The sequence below is a fragment of the Burkholderia vietnamiensis LMG 10929 genome (assembly GCF_000959445.1).
Taxonomy (GTDB): Bacteria; Pseudomonadota; Gammaproteobacteria; order Burkholderiales; family Burkholderiaceae; genus Burkholderia; species Burkholderia vietnamiensis.
Genome location: NZ_CP009631.1, coordinates 2,741,007 through 2,760,468 on the forward strand (window position 1 = coordinate 2,741,007; position 19,462 = coordinate 2,760,468).

At 68.3% G+C, this 19,462-nt stretch carries 15 protein-coding genes; 10 read left to right on the plus strand and 5 right to left on the minus strand.

Going from position 1 to position 19,462, the window contains the following annotated elements; genetic code table 11:
* The first annotated feature begins 83 nt into the window (after positions 1-83).
* Genes wrbA through AK36_RS22380 form a run of 4 tightly spaced genes read left to right on the plus strand, consistent with a single transcriptional unit; the run spans position 84 to position 3,385 of the window.
* On the plus strand, positions 84-695 hold the full coding sequence (wrbA, locus tag AK36_RS22365) for an NAD(P)H:quinone oxidoreductase (protein WP_011884517.1): 612 nt from the start codon (positions 84-86) through the stop codon (positions 693-695).
* Positions 692-1,090, plus strand: a complete 399-nt coding sequence (locus AK36_RS22370; RefSeq protein ID WP_045579215.1) for a DUF2069 domain-containing protein — start codon at positions 692-694, stop codon at positions 1,088-1,090. The genes wrbA and AK36_RS22370 overlap by 4 nt, the downstream gene beginning before the upstream one ends.
* A 20-nt stretch (positions 1,091-1,110) precedes the next feature.
* Complete coding sequence (locus tag AK36_RS22375) at positions 1,111-2,532, plus strand: FAD-binding oxidoreductase (RefSeq protein ID WP_045579216.1); 1,422 nt, start codon at positions 1,111-1,113, stop codon at positions 2,530-2,532.
* A 25-nt stretch (positions 2,533-2,557) separates the two neighbouring features.
* Entirely contained in the window at positions 2,558-3,385 is an 828-nt protein-coding gene (locus AK36_RS22380; RefSeq protein WP_045579217.1) for a metallophosphoesterase, read from the plus strand.
* A gap of 66 nt (positions 3,386-3,451) precedes the next feature.
* Here AK36_RS22380 and AK36_RS34005 read toward each other — a convergent pair whose 3' ends face one another.
* Positions 3,452-3,610 carry a hypothetical protein gene (locus AK36_RS34005; RefSeq protein ID WP_014722886.1) on the minus strand — a complete coding sequence of 53 codons (159 nt, stop codon included), beginning with the start codon at positions 3,608-3,610 and terminating at the stop codon, positions 3,452-3,454.
* Positions 3,611-3,735: 125 nt separating this feature from the next.
* Entirely contained in the window at positions 3,736-4,677 is a 942-nt protein-coding gene (locus tag AK36_RS22385) for a LysR family transcriptional regulator (RefSeq protein ID WP_034193319.1), read from the minus strand.
* 157 nt (positions 4,678-4,834) lie between these two features.
* Here AK36_RS22385 and AK36_RS22390 point away from each other — a divergent pair, with 157 nt between their 5' ends.
* The 4 genes from AK36_RS22390 to AK36_RS22405 are packed head-to-tail and all read left to right on the plus strand — an operon-like array spanning position 4,835 to position 9,744.
* Positions 4,835-6,436, plus strand: a complete 1,602-nt coding sequence (locus AK36_RS22390; RefSeq protein WP_041493814.1) for an efflux transporter outer membrane subunit — start codon at positions 4,835-4,837, stop codon at positions 6,434-6,436.
* A 15-nt stretch (positions 6,437-6,451) separates the two neighbouring features.
* On the plus strand, positions 6,452-8,653 hold the full coding sequence (locus tag AK36_RS22395; protein ID WP_011884508.1) for an FUSC family protein: 2,202 nt from the start codon (positions 6,452-6,454) through the stop codon (positions 8,651-8,653).
* Entirely contained in the window at positions 8,650-8,853 is a 204-nt protein-coding gene (locus AK36_RS22400; RefSeq protein WP_011884507.1) for a DUF1656 domain-containing protein, read from the plus strand. Before AK36_RS22395 ends, AK36_RS22400 begins: the two co-directional genes overlap by 4 nt.
* A 12-nt stretch (positions 8,854-8,865) precedes the next feature.
* A complete protein-coding gene (locus AK36_RS22405; RefSeq protein ID WP_011884505.1) occupies positions 8,866-9,744 on the plus strand; it encodes an efflux RND transporter periplasmic adaptor subunit in 879 nt (292 codons plus the stop codon).
* A gap of 19 nt (positions 9,745-9,763) precedes the next feature.
* Here the strand turns inward: AK36_RS22405 and AK36_RS22410 are convergent, their stop codons facing one another.
* Positions 9,764-11,428, minus strand: a complete 1,665-nt coding sequence (locus AK36_RS22410) for a methyl-accepting chemotaxis protein (RefSeq protein ID WP_045579219.1) — start codon at positions 11,426-11,428, stop codon at positions 9,764-9,766.
* A 404-nt stretch (positions 11,429-11,832) separates the two neighbouring features.
* Here AK36_RS22410 and AK36_RS22415 point away from each other — a divergent pair, with 404 nt between their 5' ends.
* Positions 11,833-13,071 (plus strand): MFS transporter, encoded by a 1,239-nt coding sequence (locus AK36_RS22415; RefSeq protein WP_014722882.1) that lies wholly within the window; start codon positions 11,833-11,835, stop codon positions 13,069-13,071.
* Positions 13,072-13,137: 66 nt separating this feature from the next.
* Here the strand turns inward: AK36_RS22415 and AK36_RS22420 are convergent, their stop codons facing one another.
* Complete coding sequence (locus AK36_RS22420) at positions 13,138-13,935, minus strand: 5'-methylthioadenosine/adenosylhomocysteine nucleosidase (protein ID WP_034193315.1); 798 nt, start codon at positions 13,933-13,935, stop codon at positions 13,138-13,140.
* Positions 13,932-16,295, minus strand: a complete 2,364-nt coding sequence (locus AK36_RS22425) for a UvrD-helicase domain-containing protein (RefSeq protein ID WP_011884498.1) — start codon at positions 16,293-16,295, stop codon at positions 13,932-13,934. The genes AK36_RS22420 and AK36_RS22425 overlap by 4 nt, the downstream gene beginning before the upstream one ends.
* Positions 16,296-16,521: 226 nt before the next feature.
* On the opposite strand from AK36_RS22425, the gene AK36_RS22430 reads away from it, so the two are divergent.
* Positions 16,522-19,389 carry a valine--tRNA ligase gene (locus tag AK36_RS22430; protein WP_041493813.1) on the plus strand — a complete coding sequence of 956 codons (2,868 nt, stop codon included), beginning with the start codon at positions 16,522-16,524 and terminating at the stop codon, positions 19,387-19,389.
* The last annotated feature ends 73 nt before the right edge of the window (positions 19,390-19,462 follow it).

The following is a 19,462-nucleotide window of genomic DNA, read 5'->3' on the forward strand; positions in this document are numbered from 1 at the left end:
CTTCAGCCCCTATAATAGCCGCTCGATCCAGCAGGGGCCGACTGCACCGGGCACGCGCGCGGCCGCACGGGGCTCCGCCGCCCATGAAAGACATTCTCGTCCTCTATTACAGCCGTCACGGCGCCACGCGCGAACTCGCGCTCGCGATCGCGAGCGGCATCGACAGCGTGCCGGGCATGCAGGCGCGCATCCGCACCGTGCCGCCCGTGTCGACGGTGTGCGAAGCCATCGCTCCCGACATCCCCGACGACGGCCCGCCGTATGCCGAACTGCGCGATCTCGACGAATGCGCAGGCCTCGCCCTCGGCTCGCCCACCCGCTTCGGCAACATGGCCGCCGCGCTCAAATATTTCCTCGACGGCACCACGCCGCAATGGTTGTCGGGCGCGCTGGCAGGCAAGCCGGCCAGCGTGTTCACGTCGACCGGCAGCCTGCACGGCGGCCAGGAGTCGACGCTGCTGTCGATGATGCTGCCGCTGCTGCATCACGGGATGATGATCGTCGGCATTCCGTACACCGAATCCGCCCTCAGCACGACGCGCACCGGCGGCACGCCGTACGGCGCGTCGCACGTGTCGCCGCACGAGCGCAGCGCCGCCGGCGGGCTGTCGGCCGACGAGAAGACGCTCGCGGCGTCGCTCGGCGTGAGGCTGGCCCGCGCAGCCGCGGCCCTGGCCGCCGCCGAGGCCGCATGAGCGGGCCCACGCCCGCACCCGCCGCGGTCGCGGCCCGGCCGAGCTACGCGCTGGCCGCGGCCGCATGCCTCGCGGCGCTGATCGTGCTCTCGCTCGCATGGGAACTGTGGCTCGCGCCGCTGCGCCCAGGCGGCTCGGCGCTGCTGCTCAAGGCCGTGCCGCTCGCCCTCGCGCTACCCGGCGTGTGGCGGCGTAACATCTATACGATGCAATGGGCGAGCATGTTGATCCTCGTCTATTTCGCCGAAGGCGTCGTGCGCGGGATGTCCGACCTCGGGCTGTCCGCGACGCTCGGCTGGTGCGAGACCGCGCTCGCCGTCGGCTTCTTCGTGGCGGCGCTCGCCTACGTCGCGCCGTTCAAGCGCGCGGCGAAAAAACAGCGCGCCGCGTCCTGACCCTTACGCGACCGAACGTGATGATTCCTTCCGAAGCTTTCGTATCCGCCTGCCGCGACGCGATCGGCGCCGCGCACGTGCTGACCGACCCGCACGATACCGAGCCGTTCCTGACCGACTGGCGCCGCCGCTACAAGGGCAGCGCGTGCGCGGTGCTGAAGCCGGCGGATACCGCCGAAGTCGCGGCCCTCGTGCGCCTCGCGAATACCCACGGCGTCGCGCTCGTGCCGCAAGGCGGCAACACCGGCCTGGCCGGCGGCGCAACGCCCGATGCGAGCGGCAGCCAGGCCGTGTTGAGCGTCGCGCGCCTGAACCGCGTGCGCGCGTTCGATCCGCACAACAACACGATCACCGTCGAAGCCGGCGTGATCCTGGCCGACGTGCAGGCGCGCGCCCGCGAAGGCGGCCGGCTGTTCGCGCTGAGCCTCGCCGCCGAAGGCAGCTGCACGATCGGCGGCAACCTGTCGACCAACGCGGGCGGCACTGCCGTGCTGCGCTACGGCAACGCGCGCGAGCTGTGCCTCGGCCTCGAGGTCGTGACGCCGCAGGGCGAGATCTGGGACGGCCTGCGCGGGCTGCGCAAGGACAACACCGGCTACGATCTGCGCGACCTGTTCATCGGCGCGGAAGGCACGCTCGGGATCATCACGGCCGCGGTGATGAAGCTGCATCCGCTGCCGGCCGCGCAGGTCACCGCACTCGCCGCACTCGAATCGCCGCACGCGGCGCTCGACTTCCTCGCGCTTGCGCAGCGTGCGGCCGGCCCGCTGCTGACCGGCTTCGAACTGATGTCGGATTTCTGCATGCAGCTCGTCGGCAAGCACTATCCGCAGTTGCGCTACCCGTTCGAGCGCACGCATGCGCAGACGGTCCTGCTCGAGCTGTCGGACAACGAGAGCGAAGCCCATGCGCGCACGCTGTTCGAAACGCTGATGGAACAGGCGTTCGACGCCGGGCTCGTGGTCGATGCGGTCGTCGCGGAGAATCTCGCACAATCGCGCGCGTTCTGGGATCTGCGCGAACACATCCCGCTCGCGCAGGCCGACGAGGGCCTCAACATCAAGCACGACATCGCCGTGCCGATTTCGTCGATCGCCCGCTTCATCGACGAAACCGACGCCGCGATCCAGCAGGCCGCGCCCGGCGCGCGGATGGTCACGTTCGGCCATCTCGGCGACGGCAATCTGCACTACAACGTGCAGACGCCGGCCGGCGGCGATCCGAAGGCGTTCCTCGCGCAATTCCAGACGCCAATCAACCGTATCGTCTACGACAACGTGCATCGTCACCATGGCACGATCAGCGCGGAACACGGGATCGGCCAACTGAAGATCGACGACGCGCAGCGCTACAAGTCGCCGGTCGAAACGGCGCTCATGCGAACGCTGAAGACCGCGCTCGACCCGCGCGGGCTGATGAATCCCGGCAAGGTGCTGCGCTGAACCCATTCAATCCGGAGCGATGCCCATGAGAGTTCGCGTGCTGTCCGACCTGCATCTCGAGAGCAACCAGCCCGACGCGATCGCGCATGCCGAGGCGGATCTCGTCGTGCTGGCCGGCGACATCCACAACCACGCGGAAGGCCTGCGCTGGGCCGCCGAGACGTTCGACGCACGCGTGCCGGTGATCTACGTGCCCGGCAACCACGAGTATTACGACGGGGAATTCGGCGCGCTGGAAACCGCGATGCGCGACGCCGCGCGCACGCTCGACAACGTGCATTACCTGAACAACGGGCTCTACGTCGACCCGGCACAGCGCTTTCGCGTGCTCGGCACGACGTTATGGACCGATTTCTCGCTGTTCGGCGCCGACGACGCGAGCATTGCCCGCGCGACCGAAGCCGGCATGCGCGTGATGCTCGATTTCAAGGGATTGATTCAGGTGACGTGGCCGCACGAGGCTTCGACGCGGCCCGGCGACGCCCCGCAGCGCGATTTCACGCCGGCCGACGCGATCGCGCTGCACCGGCACAGCCGCGCGTGGCTCGCGGCACGGATCGCGACGCCGTTCGCGGGCCGCACGATCGTCGTCACGCATCATGCGCCGCATCTGCGCTCGCTGGCACAGCGGTACGAGGAGGATCTTGCTTCGGCGGGATTCGTGACGGACCTGGCGGAACTCGTGCGGCCGCCGGTCGACCTGTGGGTCCACGGCCACACGCATACGTCGTTCGATTACGTGACCGACAGCGGCACGCGCGTGGTGTGCAACCCGCGCGGCTATATCCGTCGCCGCACCGGCGAACTCGAGAACCCCGCGTTCGCGTGGGATCGTGTGGTCGAACTCGGCTGAACGCGCGGCGGGCGGGCGGGCCGTGGGCCGTGTACGGCCCCGGTCGATAGATTGCCTGAGCGCCGCTCAGCGGTCGGCGCGACGGCGGCCTTGCGACGACGCGCGCACCCGCACCGGCACCAGTTTCGCGCGCGCCTTCATCGCGCGCAGCAGATCGCGCGTCGCCGCGGCGGCGGCGGCCGCGCCGAGCAGAATTCCAAGGCCGATCATCAGGTGCGTATCCATTGCGACTCCGAGGGTGGGCAGATTCATATGTCGATGATTTGAACAGTATCAAACTGTCCGGCGTCCGCGGGTAAAAAAGTGTTGCGCGAACGACAAATCTCGTCAGATTCCGAGCGATCGCGCCATCATGTCGCAGCCGTGATCTGCGCGAGCGCGGCTTCGTCGGCTTCGAGCGTGGCCGGCAGTTCGTCGCGCAGAAAATCGACCCACGTCCGGATTTTCGCGTCGAGGTACTGGCGCGACGGATACAGCGCGTAGATGCTCATCGGCTGCGACCGGTATTCCGGCAGCAGGCGCACGATCTGTCCGCTGCGCAGCCCGCCGATCGCCGAATACAGCGGCAGGCCGCCGATCCCCATCCCTTCCCGCACAGCCACCGCGAGCGCCTCGGCCACATTTACGCGGAACGGCGGCGCCGTCACCGGCACGAGCTCGTCGCCGCGCGGCCCCGACAGCGTCCATTCGTCGAAGTGGAAGCCCGGCGCGACCATCCCGAGACAGGCGTGCTGCGCGAGATCGGCCGGCGTCTGCGGCTTGCCGTGCGCGCCGACGTAATCGGGCGACGCGCAGATGACGCTGTAGCTGTCGCCGAGCCGCTGCGACACGAGCCCCGAATCGGGCAGCTCGCGGCCCACGACGATCGCGACGTCGTAGCCTTCGTCGAGCAGGTCGGGCATCCGCTGCGCGAGCGTCAGCTCGACGTGCACGTCCGGATAGCGCTGCCGGTAGCGCCCGATGGCCGGCACCAGATAGTGCTGGCCGAGGCTCGTGAAGCAATGGACCTTCAGCTTGCCCGACGGGCGCGCGTGCGCATCGCCCGCCTCGGCTTCGGCCTGGTCGACGTACGCGAGGATCTGCTCGCAGCGCTGCAGGTAGCGCTCACCGGCTTCGGTCAGCGCGATCCGGCGCGTGGTCCGGTTCAGCAGGCGCGTGCGCAGGTGCGCTTCGAGATCCGATACGGCGCGCGATGCATAGGCGGTCGTCGAATTCATCTGCTGGGCGGCCGCGGTAAAGCTCCCCGCATCCACCACGCGGACGAATACCCGCATGTTTTGTAACGTATCCATCCCATTACCCGTTTGAATCCGGACGGATTGTTGCACAGCAGCCCACCAATATTGTCTCAGGATTCGTAAAAATGACTTGCACCTTTGTTCGTTTATTCAGGAATTACTGAAAAATATAATCGCCTCCGAATCATCTATATCCGGAAGGGAGAAAATCGTGCAGTTTCCGGCAACAAAAGGGACGCTGGCACTGGCGGTTCTTGCAGTCTCATTAATAATGGCCGGATGCGCTAGCATGGGCGACAACAAGCCGCAGTCGGCTCGCATCGACGCGAACGGGCTCGACGCCGGCGCTGCGATCCGTGCGGCGGACCGCGACGCCGGCTGGCCCGCATCCGACTGGTGGCGCGCCTATCGCGACCCGCAGCTCGACGCGTGGATCGCCGCGGCGCAAGCCGGCAATCCGACCCTCGCGGCGGCCGAGGCGCGCGTGCGCGAAGCGCAGGCGATGGCGCGCGTCGCCCGTTCGGCCGAACTGCCGCAGATCAACGGCAATCTGTCGCTGATGCGCGAGCACTGGCCCGACAACGTGTACTACGGCCCCGGCCCGCTCGCGAACGTCGATACGTGGAACAACACCGGCACGCTCGGCCTGTCGTACCACCTCGATCTGTGGGGCAAGGACAAGAACACCACCGAACGCGCGCTCGATACCGCACACGCGACTGCGGCCGACGCGCGCGCGGCCCGGCTCGAACTCGAAGTGAACGTCGTGCGCGCGTACATCGGCATGTCGATGAACTACGCGCTGCTCGATCTCGCGCACGAAACGTTCGAGCGCCAGCGCGCGCTCGCCGATCTCGCGCGCAAGCGCCTGCAGGCGGGCCTCGGCACGCAGCTCGAGCTCAGCCAGGCGGAGTCCACGCTGCCCGACTACGAACGCCAGATCGACACCTACGAGGAAGCGATCCAGCTCGCGCGCCACCAGCTCGCGGCGCTCGCGGGCAAGGGCCCGGGCGCGGGTGATGCGATCAAGCGGCCGAACCTGTCGCTCGACGCGCCGGCCGGCCTGCCGTCCGCGATGCCGGCCGACCTGCTCGGCCGCCGGCCGGACGTCGTCGCGGCACGCTGGATGGTCGACGCGCAGGCACGCGGGATCGACGTCGCGAAGGCCGCGTTCTACCCGAACATCGACTTGCTCGCGACGGTCGGCGGCTTCGGCGTGACCGCGCCGTTCGTCGACTTCCTGCGCTCGATGAACGGCGGCTGGACGGCCGGCCCCGCGCTGACGCTGCCGATCTTCGAAGGCGGACGCCTGCGCGCGCAACTCGGCGCGGCCAGCGCCGGCTACGACCAGGCGGTCGAGCACTACAACCAGACGGTGCTCGCCGCGCTGAAGGACATCGCCGACCAGGTCGTGCGGATCCGCTCGCTCGACACGCAGAAGAAGGACGCCGCACGTTCGGTGGAAGCCAACGACCGCAGCTACCGGCTGTCGCGCGAAGGCTTCCGCCGTGGCCTGACCGACTACGTGAACGTCCTGATCGCGCAACAGCAGCTGTTACGTGCGCAGGAGACGGCCGCGCGCATCGACGCGGAGCGGCTCGCCGCGCATGCGCAGCTGATGGCCGCGCTCGGCGGCGGCGTCGAAACGGGCCAGGACGTGCCGCACGACGAAGCCGCCGCGGCTGCGCCGGCTGCTGCGTCGGGGGCTTCGTCGGCTGCTTCGTCCGGGGCAACCGCCGCGGCCGCCCCCGCTGCCAGCGCCGCCGCCCGCGCCACGCGGCCCGCGCACGTCGCGACGACCACCGCACCGTAACGCGGAGCGACCGACATGTCAGTCTCCTCCCCTGCTTCCACGCACGCCGGCGGACCGCTGCCGGCCTGGTTCGCCGCGTTCGGCGACTGGGCCCGCAGCGACGGCGCCGGGTGGCTCTATCTGTTCAAGGCGCTGCTCGCCGCGTTCATCGCAACGGGCGTGTCGATGCGGCTCGACCTGCCGGCGCCGAAGACGGCATTGACCACGGTGTTCATCGTGATGCAGCCGCAAAGCGGCGCCGTGCTCGCGAAGAGCTTCTACCGCGTGATCGGCACGATCTTCGGGCTGATCGCGACGCTGGCGTTCGTCGGCCTGTTCCCGCAGCAGCCGGAGCTGTTTCTGCTCGCGGTCGCGCTGTGGGTCGCGCTGTGCACGGCCGGCGCCGCACGCAACCGCAACTTCCGCAGCTATGGCTTCCTGCTCGCCGGCTACACGACCGCGCTGATCGGGCTGCCGGCGTCGCAACATCCGGACGGCGCGTTCATGAGCGCGCTCACGCGGGTCGCCGAGATCATGGTCGGGATCGTGTCGGCCGGCGTGGTCAGCGCGCTGGTGTTTCCGCAGTACACCGGCGAGCAGATGCGCACGACGGTGCGCAAGCGCTTCGTCGGCTTCGTCGACTACGTCGCCGCCGCGCTGTCGGGCAAGCTCGAGCGCGCGCATATCGAATCGATCCATACGCGCTTCGTCGCCGACGTGGTCGGCTTCGAAGCGGCGCGCAGCATGGCCGTGTTCGAAGATCCGGACACGCGCATGCGCAGCGGCCGCCTCGCGCGGCTGAACAGCGAGTTCATGAGCGTATCGAGCCGCTTCCACGCGCTGCACCAGCTGATGAACCGGCTGCGCGGCGCCGGCGCGCAGGCGGCGATCGACGCGATCGAGCCGTACTTCCGCGAGATCGCGCCGCTCCTCACGCGCAACGGCGAGCCGGTGCGCTCGTCGGCCGACGCCGCGCTCGCGGCCGCGCAGCTGCTCGCGTGGCGCGACGCGCTGCCGCGCCGCATCCGCGCGACCCGCGCGACGCTCGAAGCGCAGCCCGGCTTTCCGCTGCTCGACTTCGACACGGCCGCCGAGCTGCTGTATCGCTTCATCACGGACCTGCACGAATACGCGGCGACCTACGCGTCGCTCGCGACCGCGAACCACGAGCGCGAGCGCTGGATCGAGCGCTACGAGCCGCGCACCAACGCGACCGCGATGGTGATCGCGGCGATTCGCACCGCGACGGTGATTCTGGTGCTCGGCTCGGTGTGGATCGCGACCGCCTGGCCGAGCGGCGTGACGCTGACGCTGACCGCCGCAGCCACGTGCGCGCTCGCGTCGGCGACGCCGCGGCCGACCGCGATGTCCGCGCAGATGGGGATGGGCACCGCGCTCGCCGTCTGCACCGGCTTCCTGCTGACGTTCGGCATCTATCCGCACATCGACGGCTTCCCGCTGCTGTGCGTGGCGCTCGCGCCGCTGCTCGCGATCGGCATCTTCATGACGATGAAGCCGCGGTACGCAGGCTACGGGATGGGCTATCTGATCTTCTTCAGCTTCCTCGCCGGCCCGGACAACATCACGCACTACGATCCGATGAGCTTCATGAACGACGCGCTCGCACTGGTGCTGTCGATGCTCGCGTCGGCAATCGCGTTCGCGGTGCTGTTTCCGCCGAGCGCGCCGTGGCTGAAGAAGCGGCTGTTCGCGGACCTGCGCCATCAGGTCGTCGCGGCATGCCATGCGCGGCTGGCCGGCTTGCGCACGCGCTTCGAGAGCGGCGCGCGCGACCTGATGCACCAGGCGCACACGCTGTCGGCCGACCAGCCCGACGTGCAGCGCGACGCGCTGCGCTGGATGTTCGCGGTGCTGGAAACCGGCAACGCGGTGCTCGATCTGCGCGCCGAACTGGCGACGCTGCCGCCCGACCCGCGCTACGCGGCAACCACGCCGTGGCGCCGCGCGATCGAGACGATGCGCGCCGCCCTGTCCGCGCTGTTCGCGCAGCCGGACGCCGGGCGCTTCGACGCGACGCTCGCCGCCGTCGACGCCGCGATCGACGCGACGCGGCACACGCTCGATGCGGTCACGCCGTCGCGCGACGAACGCCACCGCCTGCAGCGCATCCTGAGCCACCTGCATTTCGTCCGTACCGCGCTGCTCGACCCGGAATCGCCGCTCGAGCCGCTGAACCGCAATCGCCCCGTGCGTCCCCAACAAGGAGCCTCGTCATGATGCCGCGTGAAATCGCCATTCTCGATGCCTACATGCCCACGGTGGTGCTGATGTTCGTCCTGGGCGCGCTCGCGACCTGGGCCGTCGACCGCCTGCTCGCCTATACGGGCCTCTACCGTCTCGTCTGGCACCCGTCGCTGTTCCGCGCGTGCCTTCTCGTCTGCATCTGCGGCGGAATGAGTCTCGCCGTTTACCGTTGATCCCGAACCATCATGATTATCAGAAAACTCTTCGGCTTCGTCGCGACCGCCGTCATCCTTCTCGTCGCGATCCTGATCGGGCGCTCGCTGTGGGTGCACTACATGGATGATCCGTGGACGCGCGACGGGCGCGTGCGCGCGGAGATCGTCAACGTCGCGCCGGACGTGTCGGGCGCGATCGTCGAGCTGCCGGTGCACGACAACCAGCTCGTCAAGAAGGGCGATCTGATCATGCAGATCGACCCGTCGCACTATCAGATCGCGGTCGAGCAGGCGCAGGCGGCCGTGGCCGCCCGCCGCGCGGAACTGCAGATGCGCCGCGACGACGCGGCCCGCCGTGCGGACCTCGACGCGCTCGTCGTGTCGAAGGAAAACCGCGAGAACGCGGCGCACAGCGCATCGAGCGCTGATGCGCAGTATCAGCAGGCGATCGCCGCACTCGACGCGGCCAAGCTGAACCTCGAGCGCACGCGCGTGATCGCGCCGGTCGACGGCTACATCACGAACCTGCAGACCTTCAAGGGGAACTATGCGGTGGCCGGCCAGGCGAAGCTCGCGATCGTCGACAGCCACTCGTTCTGGGTGTACGGCTACTTCGAGGAAACCAAGCTGCCGCGCGTGAAGGTCGGTGCGCCGGCCGAGATGCGGCTGATGAGCGGCGGCGTGATGAAGGGCCATGTCGAGAGCATCTCGCGCGGCATCTACGATCGCGACAACCCGCAAAGCCGCGACCTCGTCGCCGACGTGAACCCGACCTTCAACTGGGTGCGCCTCGCGCAACGCGTGCCGGTGCGCATCAAGATCGACGAAGTGCCGGCCGACGTGGTGCTGTCGGCCGGTACGACCTGCACGGTCGTGATCAACCCGGAGCAGCAGAAGAAGAAATCCTGAGCGCCGCCCGGGCGGGCGCTCAGGCCGCGAGCCGGAAGCGCCCGACCAGCGCCTTCAGCGCCTGCGCCTGCTCGTCGAGCGCATTGGCCGCGGCGGCGGCCTGTTCGACCAGCGCCGCATTCTGCTGCGTGCCGGCGTCCATCTGCGTGACCGCGCGGCCGATCTCGTCGATCCCGGCGCTCTGCTCGTCCGACGCCGCCGAGATCTCGGCGATGATGTCGGTCACGCGCTTCACCGCCTTCACCACGTCATCCATCGTGCGGCCCGCATCGTGGGCGAGCGCCGCGCCGTTCGCGACCCGCTCGACCGACGCGCCGATCAGCTCGCGAATCTCCTTCGCCGCGGTCGCCGAGCGCTGCGCGAGCAGCCGCACCTCGCCCGCGACCACCGAGAAGCCGCGCCCCTGTTCGCCCGCGCGCGCTGCCTCGACCGCCGCGTTCAACGCGAGAATGTTGGTCTGGAACGCAATCCCCTCGATCGTGCCGATGATCTCGCGGATGTTCTTCGCGCTGTCGTCGATCTCGCTCATCGTCGCGACCACCCGGCCGACCACGTCCCCGCCCGCCTCCGCCACCGCCGACGCGTTGGCGGCGAGCGCGCTCGCCTGGCGCGCATTCTCGGCGTTCTGACGTACGGTGGAGGTCAGCTCCTCCATGCTCGCCGCGGTGCGTTCGAGCGCGACCGCCTGCTGCTCGGTGCGGCGCGACAGGTCGAGGTTGCCGGTCGAGATCTCGCCGGACGCGGCCGCGATCGCCTCGGCGCTGACGGCGATCTCGCCGACGGTCGCCGCCAGCCCGGTCTGCATGTCGGACAGCGCGCGCACCATGCTGTCGCGGTCGTTGCGGGCCACCGGAATCGGCCGCGTCAGGTCGCCGCGCGCGATGTCGGCGGCGATCGCCTTCGCGTGCGCGGGCTCGCCGCCGAGTTGCGCCGCGAGCCGCCGCACCACGCGCTCGGCGATCACGATCGCCAGCACGATCAGGCCGCCCGTCATCGCGGCGATCATCGCGAACGACGACGAGAAGATCGTTGCGGACGCATCGAGCGTCGCCTTCGACTTCGCGCCGCGCGTCTTCACGAGCATCGCGACGAGCTTCTCGAGCTTGCCGGTCTCGACCAGCAGCGACACGTCCTGCGTGCCGACCTGCCAGTTCATCTGCGACAGGTCGAGCGGCTGCGCCTGCACGAGCGTGACGAAGTCGCGCAGATGGCCGCTCCAGGTGCCGACGGCCGCCGAAAACGCGTGCAGTCGCGCGGAATCGTCGGCATCGGCCGGATCGGCGTAGCGCTGCAGCGTCGCGAGCGCCTGGCCGATCGACGCGAGCCCCGCGCCGACTTCGGCGCCCAGGTCGTCGCGCTCCTTCGCGGTGGTCGCGGTGAGCAGCATCTTCTGCGCACGGCTCGCGCGCAGCACCTCCGCGCGCACTTCCTCGGCCGCCCGGCTCGCGACGTGCCCCTGTTCGTAGACCGACGCGATCGACGCGTTCAGCCGGCTGATCTGCCACAGCGAAAACACGCCGATCGCGAGCGTGCCGGCCAGCAGAATCGCGAATGCCGCGCGCAACGTCGCCTTGACGGTCCAAGGGCGGCTCAGCCGCGCCGCGGTGCCCGCTCGGCGCGCGGCGGATGCGTGGGAGGCGGTGGCGGCCGCACCCGGCCCTGGATGCAATGATGCTGCTTTCATCGATATATCCCCGTATTGGTCACGCCGCCGGAAAGGTCGGTTCCGACGGCCGGCATTGGCTGCCCAATGCCGCATGTGCTGCACCGGGCCGGTTCGTGGCCGGCGCCGGGCTGGTTGCGCGTGCGATGTCGCTGCGTCGTACTACGGCCCGCAACGCGCGGCCTTGAGTCCGGACAAACACTCATCCGGCCCGGCGCGTCCGCAGCAACGGCCGGACGCGTCCGAGCGTTATAACCGGCCAAAAACGGGCACGATCGCCGAATCGTCACATCAATGTCCGAAATGCGACAAAACTTGGCCTGACATTGTCGATGCGCCACATTACACTCCTTTGACGCAACAACGATTCGAACGCGCCGGTCGTCATCAGAGCGCGTCCCGCCACCTCAACTCGCTCAGCTCACATGGAAACCAGCCTCGATACGGGCGCCGGCGCCGCCGCCGTGCCCCAGCCGTCCGCTCCGCCAGCACCGGGCACCGTCTATTCGGTGCTCGGCGCGATCAGCTTCTCGCACATGCTCAACGACATGATCCAGTCGTTGATCCTCGCGATCTATCCGATGCTCAAGAGCCAGTTCGCGCTGTCGTTCGCGCAGATCGGCCTCATCACGCTGACGTACCAGATCACCGCGTCGCTGCTGCAGCCGCTCGTCGGCCTCTACACCGACAAACGTCCGAAACCGTATTCGCTGCCGGTGGGGATGGGCTTCACGCTGGCCGGGCTGCTGCTGATGTCGGCCGCGAACAGCTTCCCGATGCTGCTGGTCGCGGCGGCACTGGTGGGCTGCGGCTCGTCGGTGTTCCATCCGGAATCGTCGCGCGTGGCGCGGATGGCGTCGGGCGGCCGGCACGGGCTCGCGCAGTCGCTGTTTCAGGTCGGCGGCAACGCCGGCTCCGCGCTCGGGCCGCTGCTCGCCGCGCTGGTGATCATTCCGCACGGCCAGCACAGCATCGCGTGGTTCTCGGCGGCCGCGCTCGTCGCGATGCTGGTGCTCACGCAGATCGGCCACTGGTACAGGAAGCACCCGTCGATGAAGAAGAAGGCGGCGGCCGCCGGCCATCCGACGCTGTCGCGCGGGCGCGTGCTGGCGGCGATCGGCGTGCTGGTGCTGCTGGTGTTCTCGAAGTACTTCTACCTCGCGAGCATCAACAGCTATTTCACGTTCTATCTGATCGACAAGTTCCACCTGTCGGTCCAGGCCGCGCAGATCCACCTGTTCGTGTTCCTCGCGGCGGTCGCGGCCGGCACGCTGATCGGCGGCCCGGTGGGCGACCGGATCGGCCGCAAGTACGTGATCTGGGTGTCGATCCTCGGCGTCGCGCCGTTCACGCTGCTGCTGCCGTACGCGAACCTGTTCTGGACCAGCGTGCTGAGCGTGATCATCGGCGTCGTGCTGGCGTCGGCGTTCGCCGCGATTCTGGTCTATGCGACCGAACTGATGCCCGGCAAGGTCGGCATGGTCGCCGGGCTGTTCTTCGGCTTCGCGTTCGGACTGGGCGGCGTGGGCGCCGCCGTACTCGGCCAGCTCGCCGATGCGACCAGCATCACGTTCGTCTACCGCGTCTGCTCGTTCCTGCCGTTGATCGGCGTGCTGACCGTGTTCCTGCCGAACCTCGAAAGCGCACGTCGCAAGCGCGCGTGACGACGCAGCCGCGGCATGCGTGCCGCGGCCGGCCGGTCGCTTCGAAGGGGAACGATGACGGCGGCTTCAGGCCGCCGTCGTCGCGTGCAGCGTCAGGAAACGCTTGAGGATGCCGGACGAATAGCTGCTTGCGATCGCCGACAGGAAGTGCGAGAACGACTGCGTCGCGTGATCGTCGGCGGTGTCGGAGATCGTGCGCACGAGGGCGAACGGCACGTCGTGTTCCGCGCACACCTGCGCGATCGCCGCGCCTTCCATTTCGACCGCGAGCGCGTCCGGCAGCGCGTCGCGCAGCGCGACGACTTCCGGCTCGCTCGATACGAAGCGGTCGCCGCTGATGATGAGCCCGCCGTGCAGCGTCGCGCCGGCGAGTCCGAACCGTTCGCCGAAGCGCGCGCCCTCCTCGGCGACGAACAGCGCGCACGCGGCCTTCAGCCGGGCCGTCAGCTCCACGTCGGTGGCAAAGTGCGTGATGCCGAGCAGCGGCACCTCGTAGCGCGGAAACAGCGGCGACGCGTCGAGGTCGTGCTGCAGAAGCGTATCGGCGACGACCACGTCGCCTACGCGCACCGTGCGCGACACGCCGCCCGCGACGCCGGTGAACACCACGCCGGACACGCCGAACACGTGGATCAGTGCGCTGACCGTCGCCGCGGCCGCGACCTTGCCGACCCGCGCGAGCGTGACGACGCAGGCCGCGCCGTGCACGGTGCCGACGTGATAATCGCGGCGGCCGAGCGTGACCGTCTTCATTTCGCCGTCGGCGCGCATCGCGGCGATCAGATCGCCGAGTTCCTCGGGCAGCGCGGCCAGGATGCCGAGCGGGCGCGCCGCGAGTGTATCCACCATGTCGATCCCCATCATTCCACCGCCTGCAGTTTCGCGACCGCGAGCGCGAGCCACTTCTCGCCGTGCCGCTTGAACTTCACCTGCGCCTTTGCATCGGCGCCGCTGCCTTCGAGCGCGGTGACCACACCCTCGCCGAATTTCGTATGAAACACCTGCTGGCCGATGCGGAACCCGGTGTCGGCCGCGCGCTGCTTGTCGGCGAACGCCGGCAGCGGCGCGGACACGGCCGCATCGACGATCTGCTCGCGATGGCCGCCGCCCGGCCGCGCGAACCAGTCGCGCCCCCAGCCGGCGTTGTCGGCGCGGCCGCCCCAGCGCGAACCGGCTTCCACTTTCGGCGTGAGCCACTTCAGCACGTGCTCGGGCAGCTCGTCGAAGAAGCGCGAGCGCACGTTGTAGCGCGTCTGGCCGTGCAGCATGCGGCTCTGCGCGAACGACAGATAGAGCCGCTCCTTCGCGCGCGTGATCGCGACGTACATCAGCCGGCGCTCCTCCTCGAGCCCGTCGGACTCGAGCACGCTGTTTTCGTGCGGGAACAACCCTTCCTCGAGGCCGGTGATGAACACGGCCGAGAATTCGAGCCCCTTGGACGCATGCACGGTCATCAGTTGCACGGCGTCCTGGCCGGCCTGCGCCTGGTTGTCGCCGGCTTCCAGCGACGCGTGCGACAGGAAGCCCGCCAGCGGCGTCATCGTGTCGGGGTTCTGCGCGGGGTCGTCGAGCGGCGCCGGATCGAGTACGTCGACCGACGGATCGTCGGCTTCCGCGCGCAGCGCCGGCGCCGCGATCGCGCCGGCGCGCAGCGGAATCGCGCGCGCCGGTGCATCGAGCCCGTAGCCTTCCTCGCTGACGAACGCGGTGGCCGCGTTCACGAGTTCCTGCAAGTTTTCGAGGCGGTCCTGGCCTTCGCGCTCGCCCTGGTAGAAATCGGCGAGGCCGCTCGCGCGCACCACGTACTCGACCGTCTCCGGCAGGCTCATCTGCTCGGTCTCGGCGCGCATCTTCGCGATCAGCGTCGCGAACGCGCCGAGGCTCGTGCCGGCCTTGCCCGTCACGTACGGGATCGCGGCGGCCATCGAGCAGTCGTACAGGCGCGCGGCGTCCGCGAGCTGCTCGATCGAGCGCGCGCCGATCCCGCGCGTCGGGAAGTTGACGACGCGCACGAACGCGGTGTCGTCGTTCGGGTTGTCGATCAGGCGCAGATACGCGAGCGCGTGCTTCACTTCCTGACGCTCGAAGAAGCGCAGGCCGCCGTACACGCGATACGGGATGCCCGACGTCATCAGCGTGTGCTCGATCGCGCGCGACTGCGCGTTGCTCCGGTACAGCACCGCGATCTCGCTGCGCGACATCCCGGTATTGATCAGCGAGCGGATCTCCTCGACGATCCAGCCGGCTTCCTGCGCATCGGTGCTCGCCTCGTACACGCGCACGGGCTCGCCGTGGCCGGCGTCGGTGCGCAGGTTCTTGCCGAGGCGGTGCGCGTTGTTCGAGATCAGCTGGTTGGCCGCGTCGAGGATGTTGCCGTGCGACCGGTAGTTCTGCTCGAGCTTGATCAGGTTGCGCACGCGGAATTCGTCTTCGAAGTCGCGCATGTTGCCGACGTTCGCGCCGCGGAACGCGTAGATCGACTGATCGTCGTCGCCGACCGCGAAGATCGCGTTCCCGGCGCCCGCGAGCATCTTGAGCCACGCGTACTGCAGCTTGTTGGTGTCCTGGAACTCGTCGACGAGAATGTGCCGGAAGCGCGCCTGGTAATGCGCGCGCAGCGGCGCGTTGTACGCGAGCAGCTCGTAGCAGCGCAGCAGCAGCTCGGGGAAGTCGACGACGCCCTCGCGCTGGCATTGCTGATCGTATGCCTGGTACAGCTCGACGAACTTGCGGTTGAAGTTGTCGGTGGCGTCGACCTTGTCGGGACGCAGCCCCTGCTCCTTCGCGTTGTTGATGAAGTACTGGACGTTCTTCGGCGGGTATTTTTCGTCGTCGACGTTCGCGGCCTTCATCAGCCGCTTGATCGCGGACAGCTGGTCGGCCGTGTCGAGGATCTGGAACGTCTGCGGCAGGCCCGCGTCGCGCCAGTGGGTGCGCAGCATCCGGTTGCACAGCCCGTGGAACGTGCCGATCCACATCCCGCGCGTGTCGATCGGCATCATCGCGGACAGCCGCGCCATCATTTCGCGCGCGGCTTTGTTGGTGAACGTGACGGCCAGCACGGTGGCCGGCGACGCGTAGCCCTGCTGGATCAGCCACGCGATCCGCGTGATCAGCACGCGGGTCTTGCCGCTGCCCGCCCCCGCGAGGATCAGCGCCGGTTCGTTCGGCAGCGTGACGGCGGCGTATTGTTCAGGGTTCAGATTGGCGAGCAGATCGGGCATGGAGCGGCAGCGGACGGGCGAGAAAAATGCGGACCCGCCATTATAAGTCGGCCGGGCGATGGCGTTTTCGATCGGCTCGGCACGAGGGCTCGCCACGAGCCGCGCGCGGCGCCGGGCGAGCATGCGCGCGTCCCGCGCGGGCGCTGCGATGGCTGGCCGATGTGCATCCATTTATAATTGTCGGATTCAGCATCCAATTCACGCATTTTTCGGCAAATTTCCAACCATGAGCGACAACACGCTGGCGAAGAGTTTCGAGCCCCATACCATCGAGTCCCAATGGGGGCCGGAGTGGGAAAAACGCGGCTATGCCGCGCCGGCATTCGATCCGGCCCGCCCCGATTTCGCGATCCAGCTGCCGCCGCCGAACGTCACCGGCACGCTGCACATGGGCCACGCGTTCAACCAGACGATCATGGACGGCCTCGCGCGCTATCACCGCATGCTCGGCGAGAACACGCTGTGGGTGCCGGGCACCGACCACGCGGGGATCGCGACCCAGATCGTCGTCGAGCGTCAGCTCGATGCGCAGGGCGTGTCGCGCCATGACCTCGGTCGCGAGAAGTTCGTCGAGCGCGTGTGGGAATGGAAGGAGAAATCCGGCTCGACGATCACGGGCCAGGTGCGCCGCCTCGGCGCGTCGACCGACTGGTCGCGCGAATATTTCACGATGGACGACAAGATGTCGGCCGCGGTGCGCGACGTGTTCGTCACGCTCTACGAACAAGGGCTGATCTACCGCGGCAAGCGCCTGGTGAACTGGGATCCGGTGCTGCTCACCGCGGTATCGGACCTCGAAGTCGCGAGCGAGGAAGAAAACGGCCATCTGTGGCACATCCGCTACCCGCTCGTCGACGGCTCCGGCACGCTGACCGTCGCGACCACGCGCCCCGAAACGATGCTCGGCGACGTCGCCGTGATGGTCCATCCGGAAGACGAGCGCTATGCGCACCTGATCGGCAAGCTCGTCACGCTGCCGCTGACCGGCCGCGAAATCCCGGTGATCGCCGACGACTACGTCGACCGCGAATTCGGCACGGGCGTCGTGAAGGTCACGCCCGCGCACGACTTCAACGACTACCAGGTCGGCCTGCGCCACAACCTCGCGCCGATCGAGATCCTCACGCTCGACGCGAAGATCAACGACAACGCCCCCGAGCAGTATCGCGGCCTCGACCGTTTCGACGCGCGCAAGGCGATCGTCGCCGATCTCGACGCACAGGGCTTCCTCGAGTCGGTGAAGCCGCACAAGCTGATGGTGCCGCGCGGCGACCGCACGGGCGTCGTGATCGAGCCGATGCTGACCGATCAGTGGTTCGTCGCGATGACGAAGCCGGCGCCGGAAGGCACGTTCAATCCGGGCAAGTCGATCACCGAAACGTCGCTCGACGTCGTGCGCAGCGGCCAGATCAAGTTCGTGCCGGAAAACTGGACGACCACCTACTACCAGTGGCTGGAAAACATCCAGGACTGGTGCATCTCGCGCCAGCTGTGGTGGGGCCATCAGATTCCCGCGTGGTACGGCGAGAACGGCGAGGTGTTCGTCGCCCGCAACGAGGACGACGCGCGCGCACAGGCCGCCGCGCGCGGCTACACCGGCGCGCTCAAGCGCGACGAGGACGTGCTCGACACGTGGTTCTCGTCGGCGCTCGTGCCGTTCTCGTCGCTCGGCTGGCCGAACCAGACGCCGGAGCTGCAGCACTTCCTGCCGTCGTCGGTGCTGGTCACCGGCTTCGACATCATCTTCTTCTGGGTCGCCCGGATGGTGATGATGACGACGCACTTCACCGGCAAGGTGCCGTTCCATACGGTGTACGTGCACGGCCTCGTGCGCGACGCCGAAGGCCAGAAGATGTCGAAGAGCAAGGGCAACACGCTCGACCCGATCGACATCGTCGACGGCATCGACCTCGAAACGCTGGTCGCGAAGCGCACGACGGGCCTGATGAACCCGAAGCAGGCCGCCACCATCGAGAAGAAGACGCGCAAGGAATTCCCGGACGGCATTCCCGCGTTCGGCACCGACGCGCTGCGCTTCACGATGGCGTCGATGGCGACGCTCGGCCGCAACGTGAACTTCGACCTCGCGCGCTGCGAAGGCTATCGCAACTTCTGCAACAAGCTGTGGAACGCGACGCGCTTCGTGCTGATGAACTGCGAAGGCCACGACTGCGGCGCCGACAAGCCCGAAGTGTGCGGCGCGGGCGACTGCGGCCCCGGCGGCTACCTCGACTTCTCGGCGGCCGACCGCTGGATCGTGTCGCTGCTGCAGCGCACCGAGGCCGACATCGCGAAGGGCTTCGCCGATTACCGCTTCGACAACATCGCGACCAGCATCTACAAGTTCGTGTGGGACGAGTACTGCGACTGGTATCTCGAGCTCGCGAAGGTGCAGATCCAGAACGGCACGCCGGAACAGCAGCGCGCGACGCGCCGCACGCTGCTGCGCGTGCTCGAGACGGTGCTGCGCCTCGCCCACCCGATCATCCCGTTCATCACCGAAGCGCTGTGGCAGAAGGTCGCGCCGCTCGCGGGCCGTTATCCGCAAGGCAAGGCCGACGGCGAGGCATCGCTGATGACGCAGGCGTATCCGCTCGCGAACCTGCAGAAGATCGACGAGGCGTCCGAACAATGGGCGGCCGACATGAAGGCGATCGTCGACGCGTGCCGCAACTTGCGCGGCGAGATGAACCTGTCGCCGGCGACCAAGGTGCCGCTGCTCGCGGCCGGCGACGCCGAGCGCCTGCGCTCGTTCGCGCCGTACGTGCAGGCGCTCGCGCGTCTGTCGGAAGTGCAGATCCTCGCCGACGAGGCGACGCTCGACCAGGCCGCGCACGGCGCGCCGATCGCGATCGTCGGCCCCAACAAGCTGGTGCTGAAGGTGGAAATCGACGTCGCGGCAGAACGCGAGCGCCTGTCGAAGGAAATCGCGCGTCTCAGCGGCGAAATCACGAAGTGCAACGCGAAGCTCGGCAACGAGGCGTTCGTCGCGAAGGCGCCGCCGGCCGTCGTCGAACAGGAACAGCGACGCGTCGCGGAGTTCCAGAGCACGCTGGACAAACTGCGTGCGCAGCTGGATCGGTTGCCTGCGTAACAAAGGGTAAGGTCGTTTGCGTTCACTATAATCGGAACGTGAACATAGACTCTGACAAGTCGATTACAGGAAT